At 37.4% G+C, this 17,453-nt stretch carries 17 protein-coding genes and 1 riboswitch; all 17 genes read left to right on the top strand.

All coding sequences use genetic code 11. The features are described 5' to 3' along the window. The first annotated feature begins 164 nt into the window (after positions 1 to 164). The 17 genes from CD003_RS17325 (at position 165) to sufU (ending at position 17,372) form a co-directional block, all read left to right on the top strand. A complete protein-coding gene (locus tag CD003_RS17325) occupies positions 165 to 2,549 on the top strand; it encodes a 3-hydroxyacyl-CoA dehydrogenase/enoyl-CoA hydratase family protein (RefSeq protein WP_096202506.1) in 2,385 nt (794 codons plus the stop codon). Positions 2,550 to 2,752: 203 nt separating this feature from the next. After that, the gene (locus tag CD003_RS17330) at positions 2,753 to 3,928 is read left to right on the top strand and encodes an acetyl-CoA C-acetyltransferase (RefSeq protein WP_096202507.1); all 1,176 of its coding nucleotides are present in this window, start codon (positions 2,753 to 2,755) and stop codon (positions 3,926 to 3,928) included. 92 nt (positions 3,929 to 4,020) lie between these two features. Beyond that, on the top strand, positions 4,021 to 5,805 hold the full coding sequence (locus CD003_RS17335; protein WP_096202508.1) for an acyl-CoA dehydrogenase family protein: 1,785 nt from the start codon (positions 4,021 to 4,023) through the stop codon (positions 5,803 to 5,805). Between the two features lie 301 nt (positions 5,806 to 6,106). After that, the gene (locus CD003_RS21990; protein WP_179295605.1) at positions 6,107 to 6,259 is read left to right on the top strand and encodes a hypothetical protein; all 153 of its coding nucleotides are present in this window, start codon (positions 6,107 to 6,109) and stop codon (positions 6,257 to 6,259) included. Positions 6,260 to 6,418: 159 nt separating this feature from the next. Beyond that, positions 6,419 to 6,775 (top strand): arsenate reductase family protein, encoded by a 357-nt coding sequence (locus tag CD003_RS17340; protein WP_096202509.1) that lies wholly within the window; start codon positions 6,419 to 6,421, stop codon positions 6,773 to 6,775. Between the two features lie 72 nt (positions 6,776 to 6,847). Continuing rightward, on the top strand, positions 6,848 to 7,231 hold the full coding sequence (gene gcvH, locus CD003_RS17345; protein ID WP_096202510.1) for a glycine cleavage system protein GcvH: 384 nt from the start codon (positions 6,848 to 6,850) through the stop codon (positions 7,229 to 7,231). A gap of 163 nt (positions 7,232 to 7,394) precedes the next feature. Continuing rightward, positions 7,395 to 7,640, top strand: coding sequence for a YusG family protein (locus tag CD003_RS17350; RefSeq protein WP_096202511.1), 246 nt, complete (start codon positions 7,395 to 7,397; stop codon positions 7,638 to 7,640). A gap of 230 nt (positions 7,641 to 7,870) precedes the next feature. After that, the gene (locus CD003_RS17355; RefSeq protein WP_096202512.1) at positions 7,871 to 9,148 is read left to right on the top strand and encodes an MFS transporter; all 1,278 of its coding nucleotides are present in this window, start codon (positions 7,871 to 7,873) and stop codon (positions 9,146 to 9,148) included. Positions 9,149 to 9,227: 79 nt separating this feature from the next. Then, a riboswitch (SAM riboswitch) is annotated at positions 9,228 to 9,344 on the top strand. A 242-nt stretch (positions 9,345 to 9,586) separates the two neighbouring features. Next, positions 9,587 to 10,597, top strand: a complete 1,011-nt coding sequence (locus CD003_RS17360; RefSeq protein ID WP_096202513.1) for a methionine ABC transporter ATP-binding protein — start codon at positions 9,587 to 9,589, stop codon at positions 10,595 to 10,597. Next, on the top strand, positions 10,594 to 11,259 hold the full coding sequence (locus CD003_RS17365; protein ID WP_096202514.1) for a methionine ABC transporter permease: 666 nt from the start codon (positions 10,594 to 10,596) through the stop codon (positions 11,257 to 11,259). Before CD003_RS17360 ends, CD003_RS17365 begins: the two co-directional genes overlap by 4 nt. Before the next feature lie 15 nt (positions 11,260 to 11,274). Continuing rightward, positions 11,275 to 12,141, top strand: a complete 867-nt coding sequence (locus CD003_RS17370; protein ID WP_096202515.1) for a MetQ/NlpA family ABC transporter substrate-binding protein — start codon at positions 11,275 to 11,277, stop codon at positions 12,139 to 12,141. Between the two features lie 121 nt (positions 12,142 to 12,262). Then, positions 12,263 to 12,628: a carboxymuconolactone decarboxylase family protein gene (locus CD003_RS17375; protein WP_096202516.1), complete on the top strand. Its 366-nt coding sequence runs from the start codon at positions 12,263 to 12,265 to the stop codon at positions 12,626 to 12,628. A gap of 427 nt (positions 12,629 to 13,055) precedes the next feature. Next, positions 13,056 to 13,199, top strand: coding sequence for a hypothetical protein (locus tag CD003_RS21995; protein ID WP_179295606.1), 144 nt, complete (start codon positions 13,056 to 13,058; stop codon positions 13,197 to 13,199). Positions 13,200 to 13,618: 419 nt separating this feature from the next. After that, entirely contained in the window at positions 13,619 to 14,398 is a 780-nt protein-coding gene (gene sufC, locus CD003_RS17380; RefSeq protein WP_096202517.1) for a Fe-S cluster assembly ATPase SufC, read from the top strand. A 16-nt stretch (positions 14,399 to 14,414) separates the two neighbouring features. Further along, a complete protein-coding gene (sufD, locus tag CD003_RS17385) occupies positions 14,415 to 15,722 on the top strand; it encodes a Fe-S cluster assembly protein SufD (protein ID WP_096202518.1) in 1,308 nt (435 codons plus the stop codon). Then, positions 15,722 to 16,945, top strand: a complete 1,224-nt coding sequence (locus CD003_RS17390; RefSeq protein ID WP_096202519.1) for a cysteine desulfurase — start codon at positions 15,722 to 15,724, stop codon at positions 16,943 to 16,945. The genes sufD and CD003_RS17390 overlap by 1 nt, the downstream gene beginning before the upstream one ends. Then, a complete protein-coding gene (gene sufU / locus CD003_RS17395; RefSeq protein WP_096202835.1) occupies positions 16,932 to 17,372 on the top strand; it encodes a Fe-S cluster assembly sulfur transfer protein SufU in 441 nt (146 codons plus the stop codon). Before CD003_RS17390 ends, sufU begins: the two co-directional genes overlap by 14 nt. Positions 17,373 to 17,453 lie beyond the last annotated feature (81 nt).

The raw sequence follows: 17,453 nt of genomic DNA on the forward strand, positions 1-17,453 counted from the left end.
AAGTTACAATTATCAAAAAAAGATTTTATGTAAATTTTCTGAATTTACTATTGCCAAATTATTAGAAATGTTTTATAGTGTAATTAACGAAAAAAAAGTAACAAAAATTTTTTATTATAAAAATGAATGAGTATTCATTCAAGGTTACGAGAAGGAGGACAAGTATGGTTGGTCAAATTCGAAAGGCGGCAGTTTTGGGCTCAGGTGTTATGGGATCGGGGATAGCTGCACATCTTGCTAACATTGGTATTCCTACTTTGCTTTTAGATATAGTGCCTAGAGAGCTATCTGCAAAAGAAGAGGCACAAGGATTAACGTTGGAAGATAAATTAGTTCGTAATCGAATTAGTTATGAAAATAGACAAAAGTTATTAAAACAAAAGCCAGCACCGTTAACTACTAAATCAAACATAAACCTAATTGAAGCCGGTAATCTTGAGGATGATATGGAACGATTAGGTGAAGTTGATTGGATTATCGAAGTAGTAGTTGAAAATCTAGAAATAAAGAAAAAGGTATTTGAAAAAGTTGATACTTATAGAAAACCAGGAACAATAGTGAGTTCAAATACATCAGGTATTTCAATAAATGCAATGTCAGAAGGTCGGTCTGATGACTTTAAAGCACACTTTTTAGGTACTCATTTCTTCAATCCACCACGCTATTTAAAATTACTTGAGATTATTCCGGCGAATGATACTGCGGATGAAGTAATTGAATTTATGAAAGCGTTTGCTGAAGATACACTAGGAAAAGGTGTTGTCGAATGTAAAGATACACCAAACTTTATTGCGAACCGAATTGGAACGTACGGATTATTAGTGACGGTGTCTGAAATGCTGAAAGGTGGCTATTCAGTAGGTGAAGTTGATTCAGTTACAGGTCCATTAATTGGCCGTCCGAAAAGTGCAACATTCCGTACATTGGATGTAGTCGGCTTAGATACATTTATACACGTAATTAAGAACGTTTATGACAATGTAGAAGGAAAAGAGAAAGTCGTATTCGAAGCTCCTGCTTTTATGCAATCAATGAATGAAAATGGTTGGATCGGAAGTAAAGTAGGTCAAGGATTTTTCCTTAAGAAAAAGGGAGAAAAGGGAAGCGAAATCTTAGAGTTAGACCCAAATACATTAGAGTATGTTCAACGCAAGAAGCTGAAAGCCGCTTCAGTAGAAGCAGCAAAGCAAGCAAAGAAGCTACCAGAAAAAATCAAAACTCTTGCTTATGCAAAGGACAGAGCTGGAGAGCTTGTATGGAATCTCCTTAAGCCAGTGCTAATTTATTCAGCGGAAAAAATCGATGAAATAGCAAATGATATCCAAGCTGTAGACCAAGCGATGAAATGGGGCTTCGGTTGGGAACTTGGGCCGTTTGAAACATGGGATGCAATTGGACTTGAAAAATCAGTCGCTCGTATGGAGGAAGAAGGAGAAACTGTACCAACTTGGATAAAAGAGATGATCAGTAGTGGAGATACCTCCTTCTATAAAGGAGACAGTTTTTACCACAAAGGCGAGTACAAGACAATTAAAACTAATCCAAAAGCCATTAATCTAAAAGGGCTTAAGGGTGACAATAACGTAATTTTGAAAAATAGTGGAGCTTCTTTAATAGACCTAGGTGATGACGTTGCATGCTTAGAATTCCATTCACCAAACAATTCAATCGGCTTAGACGTACTACAAATGATAAATAAATCGATTGATGAAGTGGAAAAGAACTATAAAGGCCTTGTAATCGGAAACCAAGGGAAGAACTTCTGTGTCGGTGCAAACCTTATGCTTATCTTAATGGAAGCACAGGATGATAACTATCCTGAAATTGATTTAGTTGTTCGTCAATTCCAGAATGCTATGGCAAAAATCCGTTACTCATCAAGACCAGTTGTAACAGCACCACACCAAATGACTTTAGGTGGTGGAGCAGAGGTATGTTTACCGTCTGCTAGCATTCAAGCATCATCAGAAACATACATGGGCTTAGTAGAAGTTGGAGTTGGCTTAATACCAGGTGGGGGAGGTAACAAGGAATTATACCTTCGAAACCTTGAGCGACATGCTGATGGAACTCCATTAGATTTACAGGCTGCCGCGAACAAAACGTTTGAAACGATTGCAATGGCAAAAGTAGCAACTTCTGCAGCAGAAGCTAGAGACAATAGCTTCTTAAGTGAACGAGATGGAATCACAATGAATGGTGACCATGTGATTCATTCAGCAAAACAGGAAGTTCTTCACTTATCACAACAAGGATATGTTGCAAAACAACGCAACAAAATCCCAGTAGTTGGAGAAACTGGTTATGCAACAATGTTACTTGGAGCGAAGACAATGAAATTCGGGGGCTTAATATCAGACCACGATTTAAAAATAGCAGAAAAATTAGCCTTCGTATTAGCCGGAGGTCGAGTACCAAAAGGAACATACGTAGATGAGCAATATTTATTAGACTTAGAGCGTGAAGCGTTCTTAAGCTTAGTAGCCGAACCAAAAACACAACAACGTATGCAATACATGCTAACAAAAGGAAAGCCATTACGTAACTAGAGAATTTAATGTAAAAGGACGTTCTTACCTTTTACATTAAATTCGAAGCAATGAGCGAAGTCGCTGCAATCTTTTTAAGGCAATTATGAGTGGTTTTCTCATATTAGTCGCGCAACGAACGGAGCCATTGCCCGATGAGTAAGGACGGTTTTACCTTTTACATTAAATTCGAACTGATTTATAGCGAAATGGAGGGAATGTCTTTGAGAGAAGCGGTAATTGTTGCTGGTGCAAGAACACCAGTCGGTAAAGCGAAGAGAGGTACATTAGCAAATGTTAGACCCGATGATTTGGGGGCTATCACTGTTAAGGAAACTTTAAGGCGCTCGGGCTATGATGCGTCAAAAATAGAAGATGTGATTTTTGGATGTGCGATTCCAGAGGCTGAGCAAGGATTAAATATGGCTCGGAATATTGCTGCACTAGCAGGTGTGCCAAATACAGTCCCTGCAATGACAATTAATAGATATTGTTCATCAGGATTACAAAGTATTGCAATGGCTTCAGAACGTATTATGGTCGGTCATGCAAAAGCAATAATTGCAGGTGGGGCAGAATCTATGAGTCTAGTTCCGATGACTGGGCATGTTGTATCACCTAACCCAACCCTTGTTGAGAATTCTCCAGAATACTATATGGGAATGGGTTATACAGCAGAGGAAGTAGCGAGACGTTTTGAAGTAAGTCGTGCAGACCAAGACGCATTTTCAGCTGAAAGCCACCGTAGAGCTGCTGCTGCAATTGCGGCAGGAAGATTTGATGATGAAATTGTTCCTGTGGAAGTGACATTACGTTCTGTAGGTTCAGATAATAAATTAAAAGAAAAGAAAGTTACGTTCTCAAAGGACGAAGGTGTTCGTGCTGATACTACCATTGAGACTCTTGGGAAGTTACGTCCAGCTTTCCATCCAAAGGGTACGGTAACTGCTGGAAACTCTTCGCAAATGAGTGATGGCGGTGCATCCGTATTAGTGATGGACCGTGAAGAGGCAGAAGCGAATGGACTTAAACCTTTAGTGAAGTTCCGTTCCTTTGCACTAGCAGGAGTTGCACCAGAAATTATGGGTGTAGGACCAATTGAAGCAATTCCGAAAGCATTAAAGCTAGCGGGATTAGAAATGAGTGATATTGGATTATTTGAGTTAAATGAGGCATTTGCTTCTCAATCTCTCCAAGTCATTCGTGCACTTGAGCTAGACCTTGAAAAAGTAAATGTAAATGGCGGAGCGATTGCGTTAGGGCATCCAATGGGTTGTAGTGGTACTAAGTTAACACTTTCACTAATTCATGAAATGAAACGTCGTAATGAACAATTTGGAGTAGTCACAATGTGTATCGGTGGAGGAATGGGTGCAGCCGGCGTATTTGAACTTCTATAAAATTCGAGCGTTAGCGTAAATAGTAAAAGGGTATTAGGAAGAGTTACTAGCTCGAGCCTGATTCTCTAGTAGAAAATAAGGGAGGAATTTTAATGGCAGATACAAAGGAAAGATTAGTTAAAGGTGGTAGCTTTTTAATAGAGGATGTTGCAGCAGATTCGGTATTTACTCCAGAGGATTTCACAGATGAGCATATAATGATCGGAAAAACAACGGAAGAATTCGTTGTAAACGATGTTGTTCCTGAGCTTGAGAAAATTGAAGAACATCAATTTGATATTTCAAGACGCTTATTAACACAAGCTGGTGAGCTTGGTTTACTAGGGACAGATGTTCCAGAAGAATACGGTGGGATTGGATTAGACAAAATTAGTTCATCGATAATTACAGAAAAATTCTCTCGTGCCGGTTCCTTTTCATTAAGCTATGGTGCCCATGTAGGGATTGGTTCTCTTCCAATCGTATTCTTTGGAAACCATCAGCAAAAGCAAAAGTATTTACCTGGTTTAGCATCTGGTGAATCAATTGCTGCATATGCGTTAACGGAGCCAGGTTCAGGTTCTGATGCATTAGGGGCAAAAACAACAGCTGTCTTAAATGACGCTGGTACACATTACGTATTGAACGGTGAAAAGCAATGGATTACAAACTCTGCTTTTGCTGATGTATTCGTAGTTTATGCAAAGGTTGATGGTGAACAATTTAGTGCCTTTATTGTAGAAAAGGACTATGAAGGGGTTTCAACTGGTCCGGAAGAAAAGAAAATGGGGATTAAAGGTTCTTCAACAAGAACATTAATCTTAGAAGATGCATTAGTACCAAAGGAAAACCTTCTTGGTGAGATAGGCAAGGGACATGTAATTGCCTTCAATATCCTTAATGTTGGACGTTATAAGCTAGGAATTGGTTGTGTGGGAGCATCGAAAAGAGGGATTGAGCTTGCTGCAAAATACGCAAATGAGCGTAAACAATTTAAGACTCCAATTTCGCGCTTTACATTAATCCAAGAAAAGCTAGCGACAATGGCATCTCTAACGTATGCAGCTGAGAGCTCTATCTATCGTACTGGTGGATTGTTTGAAGATAGATTAAGTAGCTTGACTGATGAGGAACAAAAAGATGGTCGCCAAGTAGCGAAAGCAATTGCTGAGTATGCAGTTGAGTGCTCTTTAAATAAAGTATCAGGTTCAGAAACACTAGACTTTGTCGTTGACGAAGCTGTTCAAATTCATGGTGGTTATGGCTTTATGGCTGAGTACGAGGTTGAGCGCATGTATCGTGACTCTCGTATTAACCGTATCTTTGAAGGAACAAATGAAATTAACCGCTTATTAGTTCCAGGTACAATTTTACGTAAAGCAATGAAAGGTGAATTACCATTACTAGAGAAGGCAACTGCTCTTCAAGAAGAGCTTATGATAATGATGCCTGAGGAAGTTGGTAATGAGCCATTAGACCAAGAGAAGCACCTTCTAAAAATGGCAAAGAAAATCTTTTTAATGGTTGCTGGAACTGGAGCTCAAAAGTATCAACAAAAGCTTCAGCATGAGCAAGAAATCCTAGCAAAAGTAGCTGATATTGTTAGTGATATCTTCTCTATGGAGTCAGTTATTTTACGAACAGAGAAGGCAATTAACAAAACTGGTGCTGATAAAAATGCGAATAAAGTTTTATTAACTGAAGTATATTGTCAAGAAGCATTTAATCGAATTGAGGCATATGCGAAAGAATCTCTTATTACAATGGAAGAAGGAGATACTCTACGTACAATGCTTTCAATCTTACGTAAGTTAACTCGCCACACGCCAATCAATGTAGTACACAAAAAACGTGAAATTGCAGCCAATGTACTTGAAGCTGAAAGATATGTAGTATAAGTATTTTACAAAAAAGGCTGTTTTATCTTTTTATTAGCTGCCTAGTTAGGGATATTCCTCCTAATTAGGCGTAAAGCCACAATTAAGTACTGTTATTCAATTTGAGGTAAAACTCAAAAAAAATATATTCTCCTTTCTTAAAGGAAGCATTCTCCTCTCTAGTTAAGAACAAAGAAGTCCCATATATTGGGGCTTCTTTGTTCTGGTTCATTCGTTTAAAAAAATCCCATGCTCATATAATAACTCTAGGCAATGAACAGATAATAAACATATTTATCTAGCGTAGGAAGGACTGAGAATAATGAAAAAGCCTAAAAATGAAATTATACAGGATGAGAATTTGACAGCTGTAGAGGAATTCAGTAAAGAGCTAGATAGTGGAATAACTGTGGCAGATCAAATGCAAACCGTTTGGGAACAAGAAGTTATAGGAGATAGAAAAAATCATAGCTAATGCACTATAAAATTAGTTATAGACGACCAAAATATCGACAAATTACTAGGCAAAACAGTTGTATTGTACCTAATTATAGTCAATAATTATTTCAGTGGAAACAATTGTGATAAGAGGTATGTTTGCCTCTTATTACAATAAGAAGGGAGGGAATAAAGAGTGGCTCTAACTTTTTATTGGTATCCAAAATGTGGTACTTGTCGTAAAGCGAAGGCATGGTTTGAAGAAAATGGGGTAGAATATAATGACGTACATATTGTTGATAACCCACCATCAAGAGAACAGCTAGAAGAATTATATAAGAAAAGTGGATTAGAGATAAAAAAATTCTTTAATACAAGTGGTAAAAAATATCGCGAGCTTGGTTTAAAGGATAAGGTCAAATCGAGTTCTGATGAAGAATTACTTGATTTACTAGCAACCGATGGTATGCTGATCAAACGTCCAATTGTGACAGATGGAGAAAAGGTAACTGTAGGTTTTAAAGAAGAGGATTTTGAACAGACGTGGAAATAATAAAATCTCAGTTGTGAAAGCTTTCTAAATATACTATAGTAAACGTGAGTACATAATTATGGAGGGATTACAATGAATTTACCAAAAGAACTAAAGTATTCAGAAGAGCATGAATGGGTAAAAACTGAAGGGGACAAAGTACGTATTGGAATTACGGACTTTGCACAGTCAGAACTTGGAGATATCGTATTCGTTGAATTACCTGAAGTAGGTGACGAAATCGAAGCTGACGAGCCATTTGGTAGCGTTGAATCAGTTAAGACTGTTTCAGAGCTTTACGCTCCTATCAGCGGTAAAGTAGTTGAAATCAATGAAGACCTTGACGATTCACCAGAATTCGTAAACGAGTCGCCTTACGAAAAAGCATGGATGATCGTAGTTGAACCTTCTGACGCTTCTGAATTAGACAAACTAATGTCTGCTGAAGCGTACGAGAAAATGGTATCTGAAGACTAAGAGCACAAAAAAGACAGCTGAGGCTGTCTTTTTTTAATGCTGAGTTATGAGTTATAAGTTATAAATTAAATTCGGAATTCAGAACTCATTATTTTGTAATTTGTTTATTTCTCTTCTCCTTTGGGTATCGTAACTATAACGAACTCCAGAGGAGGTCATAGTAATGAATGATAATCATTTGAAGAAGGTCGATGTAACGAGTAAGGTTGAAGGGAAGCTTGAGAATGGTGCAATGAATCTGTATATTGATGAGGCGAAGGTTGGAAAGATTGTGATGACCAATCAAGGAAATCAATATGAGATGGCAGAGGACTTTGAGTTTGAAGAGAATAAAGTATATAGATATGAAAATGACCACCCTGAAAAGGAAAAGCAATATGTTGAAGGTTGCGACATGGGTTGGTGTTAAAGTGAAAAAGGCTGTAGAAGCAGATTTATTGCTTCACAGTCTTTTTTAATTTCTTACAGCTACCATTCCTTTGCTTTTTCTCCATGAATGCAGTGTACAATTGTCGAAATTTATATATAAAAGGAAAACAAAAAATGAAGAGATAGTGGCGTAATACTAATAAAAGTCTTTCTAAACCCGAAATAGTTTATTATTATTTAGGGATACGAAATGATGGAAGGACTTTTAAAATGAGTCAATTTATTGGAGACTGGAAAATCCAGTTTAAGAATTACAATAAAAATGTTCGCCTATTTCTACTTGCTTCTATCCTAGGTAATATCGGCATGGGAATATTTATGGTTATTTATAATTACTACGTTCGAGAATTAGGTTTTGATGACCAGATGAACGGCAAAGTTATTGCGATGACAGCAACGGCTTCTGCATTAGCTTTATTACCAGCAGGGATTTTAAGCGATCGGTATGGACGAAAAAAAATCATATTTATTGGTGCAATCTTTACAGCAGCTAGTTTATTATTACGGGCGATTCTGGTGACAGAGTCTTCACTATTATATACAGCATTTATGACAGGACTGTTTATGGCCTGTATTCAAGTAGCTTCTATACCATTGTTAGCTGAGAACTCTACAGAGAAGGAACGAGTACACTTATTTAGTTTTAACTTTGCGGTTATTATGGTGGCTAATGTCATTGGTAATGCTTTAGGTGGAGGCTTAACAGATTTATTTCAATTTGTATTTACAATTGACACTCTTACAAGTGTAAGAATTACGTTATTAATTGGTTCTATCTTCTTCTTTGCGGCATTGTGGCCAATATTGAAAATCTGTGAAACTCGTAAGTTGAAAACAGAAAAATCAGCAGCAAGCTCTTTAAAAAAGTTAGTCACTACGCATAAATCTGGAATTAAAATTATAGCGTTATTTGCGGTAGCTCAAATTTTGATTGGTTTTGGTTCTGGTCTTGTGATACCTTATTTAAACATTTATTTTACTGACCGGTTTGAAATTAGCAAATCTCTTGTTGGGCTAATTCTTTCCCTTGGCCAGGGTATGACGGCGGTCGCATTTATGATTGGTCCTGCTGTAGTTCAGCGGTTTGGTGAAGTAAAAGCGGTTGTCATATTGCAATTGTCATCATTGCCTTTCTTATTATTAACTGCTTACACAGAAAACCTCTGGATTGCTGTGATTGGTTTTCTGTTTCGACAGGCATTAATGAATGCTGGAAACCCTATTCAAATGTCGTTAATGATGAGAAGTGTTGATGATTCAATAAAAGGGTTAACAAACTCAGTAGGACAGATGGTCTTCCAATTGGGCTGGGCTGTCATGGGTCCTGTTTCGATGACCATTGTTATGCTTCATGGCTCTTATTATGGCTATGCTATCGTTTTTTCGATTACGGGAGCTCTTTACTTAATTGGTTCAATTTACTTCTTTTTGGTCTTTCGTCGTTATGACAATGATCAAGGGAAAAAAAAGGTGCGAAAGGTGTCGTAAAAAAGAGAAAAAACCGTTGACACTAAAAGATTGTCCATGCTATGATTCATTCATGAAATTAAACATTAATTAAATGTAACTCTTATCATGAGAGGTGGAGGGACTGGCCCGATGAAACCCAGCAACCTTAAACATGTATTGACATGTTTAGTAAGGTGCTAAATCCTACAAAGCAAATTGCTTTGAAAGATGAGAGAAAGGCTCAGATACGCTACTAAACCTTTCTGCTCATGATGATGACGGGAAGGTTTTTTTAATCTCTAAAGTCAAGTGTAGTTAGCTTATATAATCCAGTTGTAGATATATAGTTATATTTGTCGAAATTTTGAGATTTTCTTATATTTAATTATGGGTATTTCAATGTGTATACTAAGTGTTAGATTACTAGATATGAAAGAGAGATAGTAGTAAATAGAGAAAAAGATAAGGGTGTTTACATTGATAAGTTTAAGTCAAATCAGGAAAGTGTTCCAAACACGAGATGGAACGGTTACTGCTATTGATCGAATTAACCTTGATATTAACGAAGGTGAAATTTTTGGAATAATCGGATATAGCGGTGCGGGTAAAAGTACGCTTATTAGAATGCTTAACAACTTGGAACGGCCTACAGAAGGAACCGTTTCTATTGCAGGGAAGAATCTATCATCAATGACTGGGCAAGAGCTTAGAAAAGCCCGACAAGAAATTAGTATGATTTTTCAACACTTCAATTTACTCTGGTCTCGAACTGTACGAGAAAATATTTCATTCCCTCTTGAAATTGCGGGTGTTAAAAAAAATGACCGTGAAAAGAGAGTAAAAGAATTAATACAGCTTGTTGGTCTAGAGGGGCGCGGTGACTCTTATCCTTCTCAATTAAGTGGAGGACAAAAACAAAGAGTTGGTATTGCAAGAGCACTCGCAAATAATCCAAAAGTTCTTTTGTGTGACGAGGCAACGTCGGCACTAGACCCAAAGACGACAGATTCAATTCTTGATTTACTAGTAGATATTAATAAAAAGCTAGGATTAACGATTGTCTTAATAACGCATGAAATGCATGTGATTAGAAAGATATGTAACCGAGTTGCTGTTATTGAAGCAGGTAACATTGCTGAACAAGGACCAGTATTAGAAGTTTTTAGACAACCGAAAGCTGATATTACGAAGGAGTTTGTAAAGCAAATTACAGAACCTGAAGAAACGAAAGACTCCTTACAACTTAAAGAATCTGGTCAAGTTGTCCAGTTAACTTTTGTAGGGGATGAAACAGAACGTCCATTAATCACACAATTGATTCGTCAATTTGATGTTGAGGTTAATATATTGCAAGGGAAAATTTCTCAAACTCAGGATGGTTCTTACGGAACACTCTTTATCCATATTGATGGAAGTGAAGATGAACTTTCAAAAGCGATTTCATTTATAAGGGAACAGCAAGTTGAAGTGGAGGTGATTGATCGATGAATCAATTATTTCCGAACATCAGATGGGAACGAGTGTGGGAAGCGACATTAGAGACGTTTTATATGTCGTTCGTATCCGTTATACTAACTGCATTTTTTGGCCTAATTTTAGGTTTGTTATTATTCCTTACAGCTAAGGGTAACCTTTGGCAAAATCAAGTGGTTCATGTAATTACAGCAGCATTTGTAAATGTGTTTCGTTCAGTTCCATTCATTATATTAATTATATTGTTAATTCCATTTACGAAGTTTTTTGTTGGCTCGATTTTCGGATGGAAGGCAGCAGTACCAGCATTGGTTGTTGGTGCAGCACCATTTTATGCGAGAATGGTTGAAATCGCACTTCGAGAAATTGATAAAGGGGTTATCGAAGCTTCTCAATCTATGGGGGCTAGTCATTTGGAGATTATTTGGAAGGTTTTACTTCCAGAATCAAAGCCAGCTCTAACTTCAGGTATTACAGTTACAGCAATTGCGCTCGTTAGTTATACAGCAATGGCAGGTGTAATTGGAGCAGGTGGTCTAGGTTATTTAGCATTTATGGATGGATTCCAGAGAAATCAATGGGATTATGTATGGGTAGCTACCATTGCCATTCTACTGATTGTTTATGTCATTCAGTTGGTTGGGGATTGGTTTACAAATAAAACAGATAAACGATAATAGGGGGCAAATAAGATGAAAAAGTTTTTTAGTTTTCTATCAGCAGGTGTTCTGTCATTAGCACTTGTTGCATGTGGCGGAGGGAACGACGCGCCAGCTCAAGAAGAAGCACAAGATGATGCACCACAAGAAGAGCAAGCAACTGAAGAAGCGGTAACACTAGTTATTGGTGCTTCAAATGTACCGCATGCTGAAGTTTTAGAATTCGCACAGCCTATACTTGCTGAAGAGGGTATTAATTTACAAATTGAAACATTCCAAGATTATGTACTTCCAAACCAAGCGTTAGATGATGGAACATTAGATGCAAACTACTTCCAGCACATACCTTACTTAGAAGCACAAATGGCTGAGCATGGATATGAGTTCGTAAACGCTGGTGGAATGCATATCGAACCATTCGGTCTATATACGAAGAAATATGCAAGCATTGATGAGCTTCCAGAAGGTGCAGAGATTGTTATGAGTAATTCAATCCCTGACCATGGCCGTGTATTCGCAATTCTTGAAGATCATGGTTTAGTTACATTAGCAGAAGGTGTAGGGATTGGTGCAACAGTTGAAGATGTAGTGGAAAACCCTAGAAACTTTACATTCCGTGCAAACATTGATGCGTCTATGCTTCCACAAGCATATGAACATGAAGAGGGAGATGCAGTTTTCATTAATGCAAACTTTGCTCTTGGTGCAGGATTACACCCAGGTTCAGATGCACTTGTAGTTGAAAGCCCAGAAGACAATCCGTATGTGAACGTTGTTGCAGTACGTGAAGGTGACGAAACTCGTCCAGAAATTCAAAAGTTAATTGAAGTTCTTCAATCAGAAGAGGTTCGTAACTTTATTCTTGAAAAATGGGAAGGCGACGTAGTACCTGCATTTTAATATAAGAAGAAAGTAGTCGTTTATTAAGCGGCTACTTTTTTTGTTTGAAAGCTCACACATTATTTCGTTTCTATTGAGAGATACTATATTTGTCTTGAGTATACATAGGGAGGAATTATAAATGGAACAGAACAGTAGCATGATTCAAATGGCATTACAAGAATATAAAGAAGGGTTAGGCCATTTTACGCAAAAAATGCCTCAAATAGCGAAAAAATATAATGCTTTCACAGAGGAATGCTTTGCTGAAGGGAAGTTGTCACAAAAGGAGAAGCAATTAATTGCTCTTGGTATTAGTATTTACTCGCAGGATGAGTACTGCATTATTTATCATACGAAGGGCTGTGTTGACCAAGGGTGTAGTGAAGAGGAGATACTTGAAACAGTTGGGGTCTCAGCAGCATTTGGTGGTGGAGCAGCAATGAGCCAAGCAGTAACGCTAGTTCAAGATGCGTTAAGTGAGTTTAATGGACAGAACGTTCAGTAGAGCAATTATGAATTATGATTTATGAATTACAAATGGTATAAGATTTGTTTAGGGGTTGTCTAAAAGGATTGGTTACTTTTAGGGAGCCTCTTTCTTGTTATAAAAATTAATATAAAAAGAGGCTCTTACATTCATAACTTATAACTCATAACTCATAATTGCTTTCTCCCTTAGTATGTTGGAGAGATTAACTACAATTCTAGAGGAAAGTTTGTTGAGTGTGTCTGATTAGCTTACAACGCTAATTGTTAGATAATTTACCGTTTTATCGATGTTGGGGCTTTACGAACTATTTGTTATCATAGTACTTGTAAGAAAAAAGGAGTTTAATGCTCCATAAATTGAGGTTATAGAATGTATATAAACTCAGTTAAAAAAGAAGGGATGATTTGTTATCTTAACTATCCAAGCCAATTATACTGGTGAAATGGAAAAGGCGATGCAACAATCACATGGGATGGGCTACGCAGAATACAACAGAAGCTTAACTAAGCGCTTAGAAGTTGAAAAGGCTCGCGAGGAAGACTATAAAAAGTCTAATAAAATTGCTTTAGAAGTTAACGGCAGATAACAATAAAGGAGGGTGACTACTATTTATGTAGTCATCCTCTTTTATTTAATAAAATAAAGTTGTTATATTGTTCGACATAGGACGGAAACTTTAGGATAATAAGAAGTTGTAAGTTTTCCTTATTTTTCTTATTTTCCTTTAGTAACTTCTGAAAAGGAAGAAAAGGCGGATTTTCGTTATTCCAATAAACAAAATGGTAGAATGAGTTTTTATATTAGAGAGAAGATAAACAAAGAAGAATAAGGTAGTAGCTACTTTTTATATATAAATGTATAAAAAGTATATAAAATAAAGCTGAAACCCTTGAAGTATATTTTGATTTGTTATAAGATTGTAATGAGAATAGATTGAGAATTTAAATCGTGCTTTAAACATATAGTTTCTTGCACAATTTGAGATAAAAACTGGAGGTATTGAGAATGTCAGCACCGAACTTAAAAATCGAAAACCTACATGTTTCTGTAGAAGGTACAGAAATTTTAAAGGATTTTAACTTAGAAATAAATGGTGGAGAAATTCACGCAATTATGGGACCAAATGGTACGGGTAAATCTACACTTTCATCTGCATTAATGGGTCATCCGAAATATGAAATCACAAGTGGTAAAGTAACATTTGATGGTAAAGACTTACTTGATATGGAAGTAGATGAACGTGCAAGAGCAGGTCTATTCCTAGCAATGCAGTATCCAAGTGAAATTCCTGGAATTACAACTGCTGATTTCTTACGTTCTGCTATTAATGCAAAGCGTGAAGAAGGAGACGAAATCTCATTAATGAAATTCATTCGTCAATTAGACGAAAAAATGGAACTTCTAGAGATGGACCAATCATTTTCTCAACGTTATTTAAATGAAGGTTTCTCTGGTGGAGAAAAGAAACGTAACGAAATTCTTCAGCTATTAATGACAGAGCCTAAGATTGCGATTTTAGATGAAATCGATTCAGGTTTAGATATCGATGCATTAAAAGTAGTATCACAAGGTGTTAACGAAATGAGAAGCCCAGATTTTGGCTGTCTTATTATTACCCACTACCAACGCTTACTGAACTACATCAAGCCAGATAAAGTTCACGTAATGATGAAAGGTCGTATCGTTAAATCTGGTGGCTATGAGCTTGCTGAGCGACTAGAAGCAGAAGGGTATGACTGGATTAAAGAAGAATTAGGCATCGAAGACGAAAAAGTAGAAGCGTAAGGAGAGGATGGGTAGTATGTCAGTCGAAACGAAACTAGCGTTCGATCAAGATTATATTAAACAGTTCTCTAAAGACCAAGGGGAACCTGATTGGTTATTACAACAGCGTCTTCAGTCTTTAGAGTTAGCGGAAAGACTTGAACTTCCAAAACCAGATAAAACAAATATTACAAAGTGGAACTTCACTGAGTTTACTCATAATGTAGAGAAGAAAGCAGCGGTTTCATCTCTAGATGAGTTACATGCTGATGTTAAAGCGTTAATTGGTGAAGCTAATGATGACCAAAACATTTTAATTCAACGTGATGGTTCGACTATTTACAATAAAACAAGTGAACACTTAAAGGAAAAAGGTGTTATCTTCACAGATATTCAAACTGCAGCTAAAGAGCATGGTGACCTGTTAAAGCAGTATTACCTTGGAGAAGCAGTTTCTATTGATGAGAATAAGCTTATTGCGTTACATGCGGCACTAATGAATGGTGGAACTTTCATCTATGTACCGAAGAACGTTGAAGTTACACAACCACTTCAAACGATTTACTGGCAAGATGAGGCGAAAGCTGGATTATTCAATCATGTCGTTGTCGTTGCAGAAGAAAATAGTTCTGTTACATATGTAGAGAACTATATTTCTTTTGGAGAAGAAGCTACTGTAGCAAACATTGTTTCTGAAGTATATGCGAAAGCTGGTTCTAGAGTTTCATTTGGTGCAGTTGATAACTTATCAAAGGAAACTACAGCGTATATCGTGCGACGTGCTCATGCAGACCGTGATGCAAGAGTAGACTGGGCATTAGGTCAGTTAAACGATGGAAACACAGTATCAGAAAATACAACGCATCTAATTGGTGACAATTCATATGCTGATACAAAGACAGTGTCTATCGGTCGTGGAAAACAAAAGCAAAACTTCACGACACAAATTTTCCACCATGGTAAACATTCAGAAGGATATATCCTAAAGCATGGTGTTATGCGAGAAGAAGCGACAGCAATTTTTAATGGTATTACTAAAATTGAGCATGGCGCTTCTAAATCAAACGGGGAACAAACAGAGCGTGTATTAATGCTAAGTGAAAAAGCACGTGGGGATGCAAATCCAATTCTTCTAATTGACGAAGATGATGTAACAGCAGGGCATGCTGCATCAGTTGGACGTATCGACCCATTGCAAATGTTCTATTTAATGAGTCGTGGGATTTCTAAGAAAGAAGCTGAGCGTTTAGTTATTCATGGCTTCTTAGCACCAGTTGTAAGACAACTTCCTGTAGAATCGGTAAAAGAGCGTTTAACTGCTGTTATCGAAAGGAAAGTACAATAATGAATGTTAAAGAAATTCGACAGTTGTTCCCGATTTTGAATCAAGAAGTAAATGGAAACCCTCTTGTCTATTTAGATAGTGCGGCAACATCACAAAAGCCAATTCAAGTAATTGAAGCAATTGATGATTATTATCGTCGCTATAACTCAAATGTTCACCGTGGTGTCCATACGTTAGGGACATACGCGACAGATGGATATGAGGGTGCGAGAGAAAAGGTCCGTTCTTTTATTAATGCAAAGTCAACTGAAGAAATTATCTTTACAAGAGGTACAACAACTGCATTAAATCTTGTTGCATCTAGTTATGGTCGTGCCAACGTTTCAGAAGGTGATGAAATTGTTATTACGCCAATGGAGCATCATAGTAATATCATTCCTTGGCAACAAGTAGCCAAAGCAACTGGAGCAACACTGAAATATATTCCGTTACAAGAAGACGGTACGATCGATTTAGCTGATGTTGAAAAGACGGTAACAGCTAATACAAAAATTGTATCTGTCATGCAAGTATCGAATGTTCTAGGTACAATCAATCCTGTGAAAGAAATTGCAGCTATCGCTCATAAGCATGGCGCAGTGATGGTAGTTGATGGTGCTCAAAGTACACCTCATATGAAGATTGATGTTCAAGACTTAGATTGTGACTTTTTCGCTCTTTCAGCTCATAAAATGGCAGGTCCTACTGGTATTGGAGCTTTATTCGGGAAAAAGGCACTTCTAGATAAAATGGAACCAATTGAATTTGGTGGAGAGATGATAGACTTTGTTGGCTTACAAGAGTCAACATGGAAGGAGCTACCTTGGAAGTTTGAAGGTGGTACACCAATTATTGCTGGTGCGATTGGACTTGGCGCTGCAATTGACTTCCTTGAGGATATCGGATTGGATGCAATTGAAGCTCATGAGCATGAGCTTGCAGCCTATGCAATGGAGCGTATGAGTGAAATTGAGGGGTTAACAATTTACGGACCGAAAGAAAGAGCTGGTCTTGTAACGTTTAACTGTGATGACGTCCATCCTCATGATGTAGCGACGGTATTAGATGCAGAAGGAATTGCTGTTCGTGCGGGACATCACTGTGCTCAGCCATTAATGAAGTGGTTAGAAGTAACAGCAACTGCACGTGCAAGCTTTTATCTATACAACACGAAAGAAGATATCGATGCTCTTGTAACAGGTTTAATAAAAACAAAGGAGTACTTTGGAGATGTCTTTAAATAATAATCTAGATACACTATACCGACAAGTGATTATGGACCACTATAAGAACCCTCGTAACCGTGGTGAGTTTGATGGTGATTCTGTCACAGTTAATATGAATAATCCAACTTGTGGTGACCGTATTCAACTTCAAATGAAGGTTGAAGATGGAAAGATTGCGGATGCTAAGTTCGTAGGTGAAGGATGTTCGATAAGTTTAGCATCTGCATCGATGATGACACAGGCGGTTAAAGGCTTAAGTGTCGATGAAGCCTTTGCAATGTCTGAAATTTTTTCAAACATGATGCTAGGTAAAGACTATGATGTTGACCGATTTGATTTAGAAGATATAGAAGCATTACAAGGTGTGGCTAAATTCCCAGCACGAATTAAATGTGCAACATTAGCTTGGAAAGCAATGGAAAAGGGACTTGGTGACGAAAACTAAGGTAATTGTAAGTAATTCAAGAAGGGCAATGGCTTTGCGCACTACACGGGTAACAGCAAGAAAAACACATGCTGTTACTCT

Source organism: Bacillus sp. FJAT-45350, from assembly GCF_002335805.1.
Taxonomy (GTDB): domain Bacteria; phylum Bacillota; class Bacilli; order Bacillales; family NISU01; genus FJAT-45350.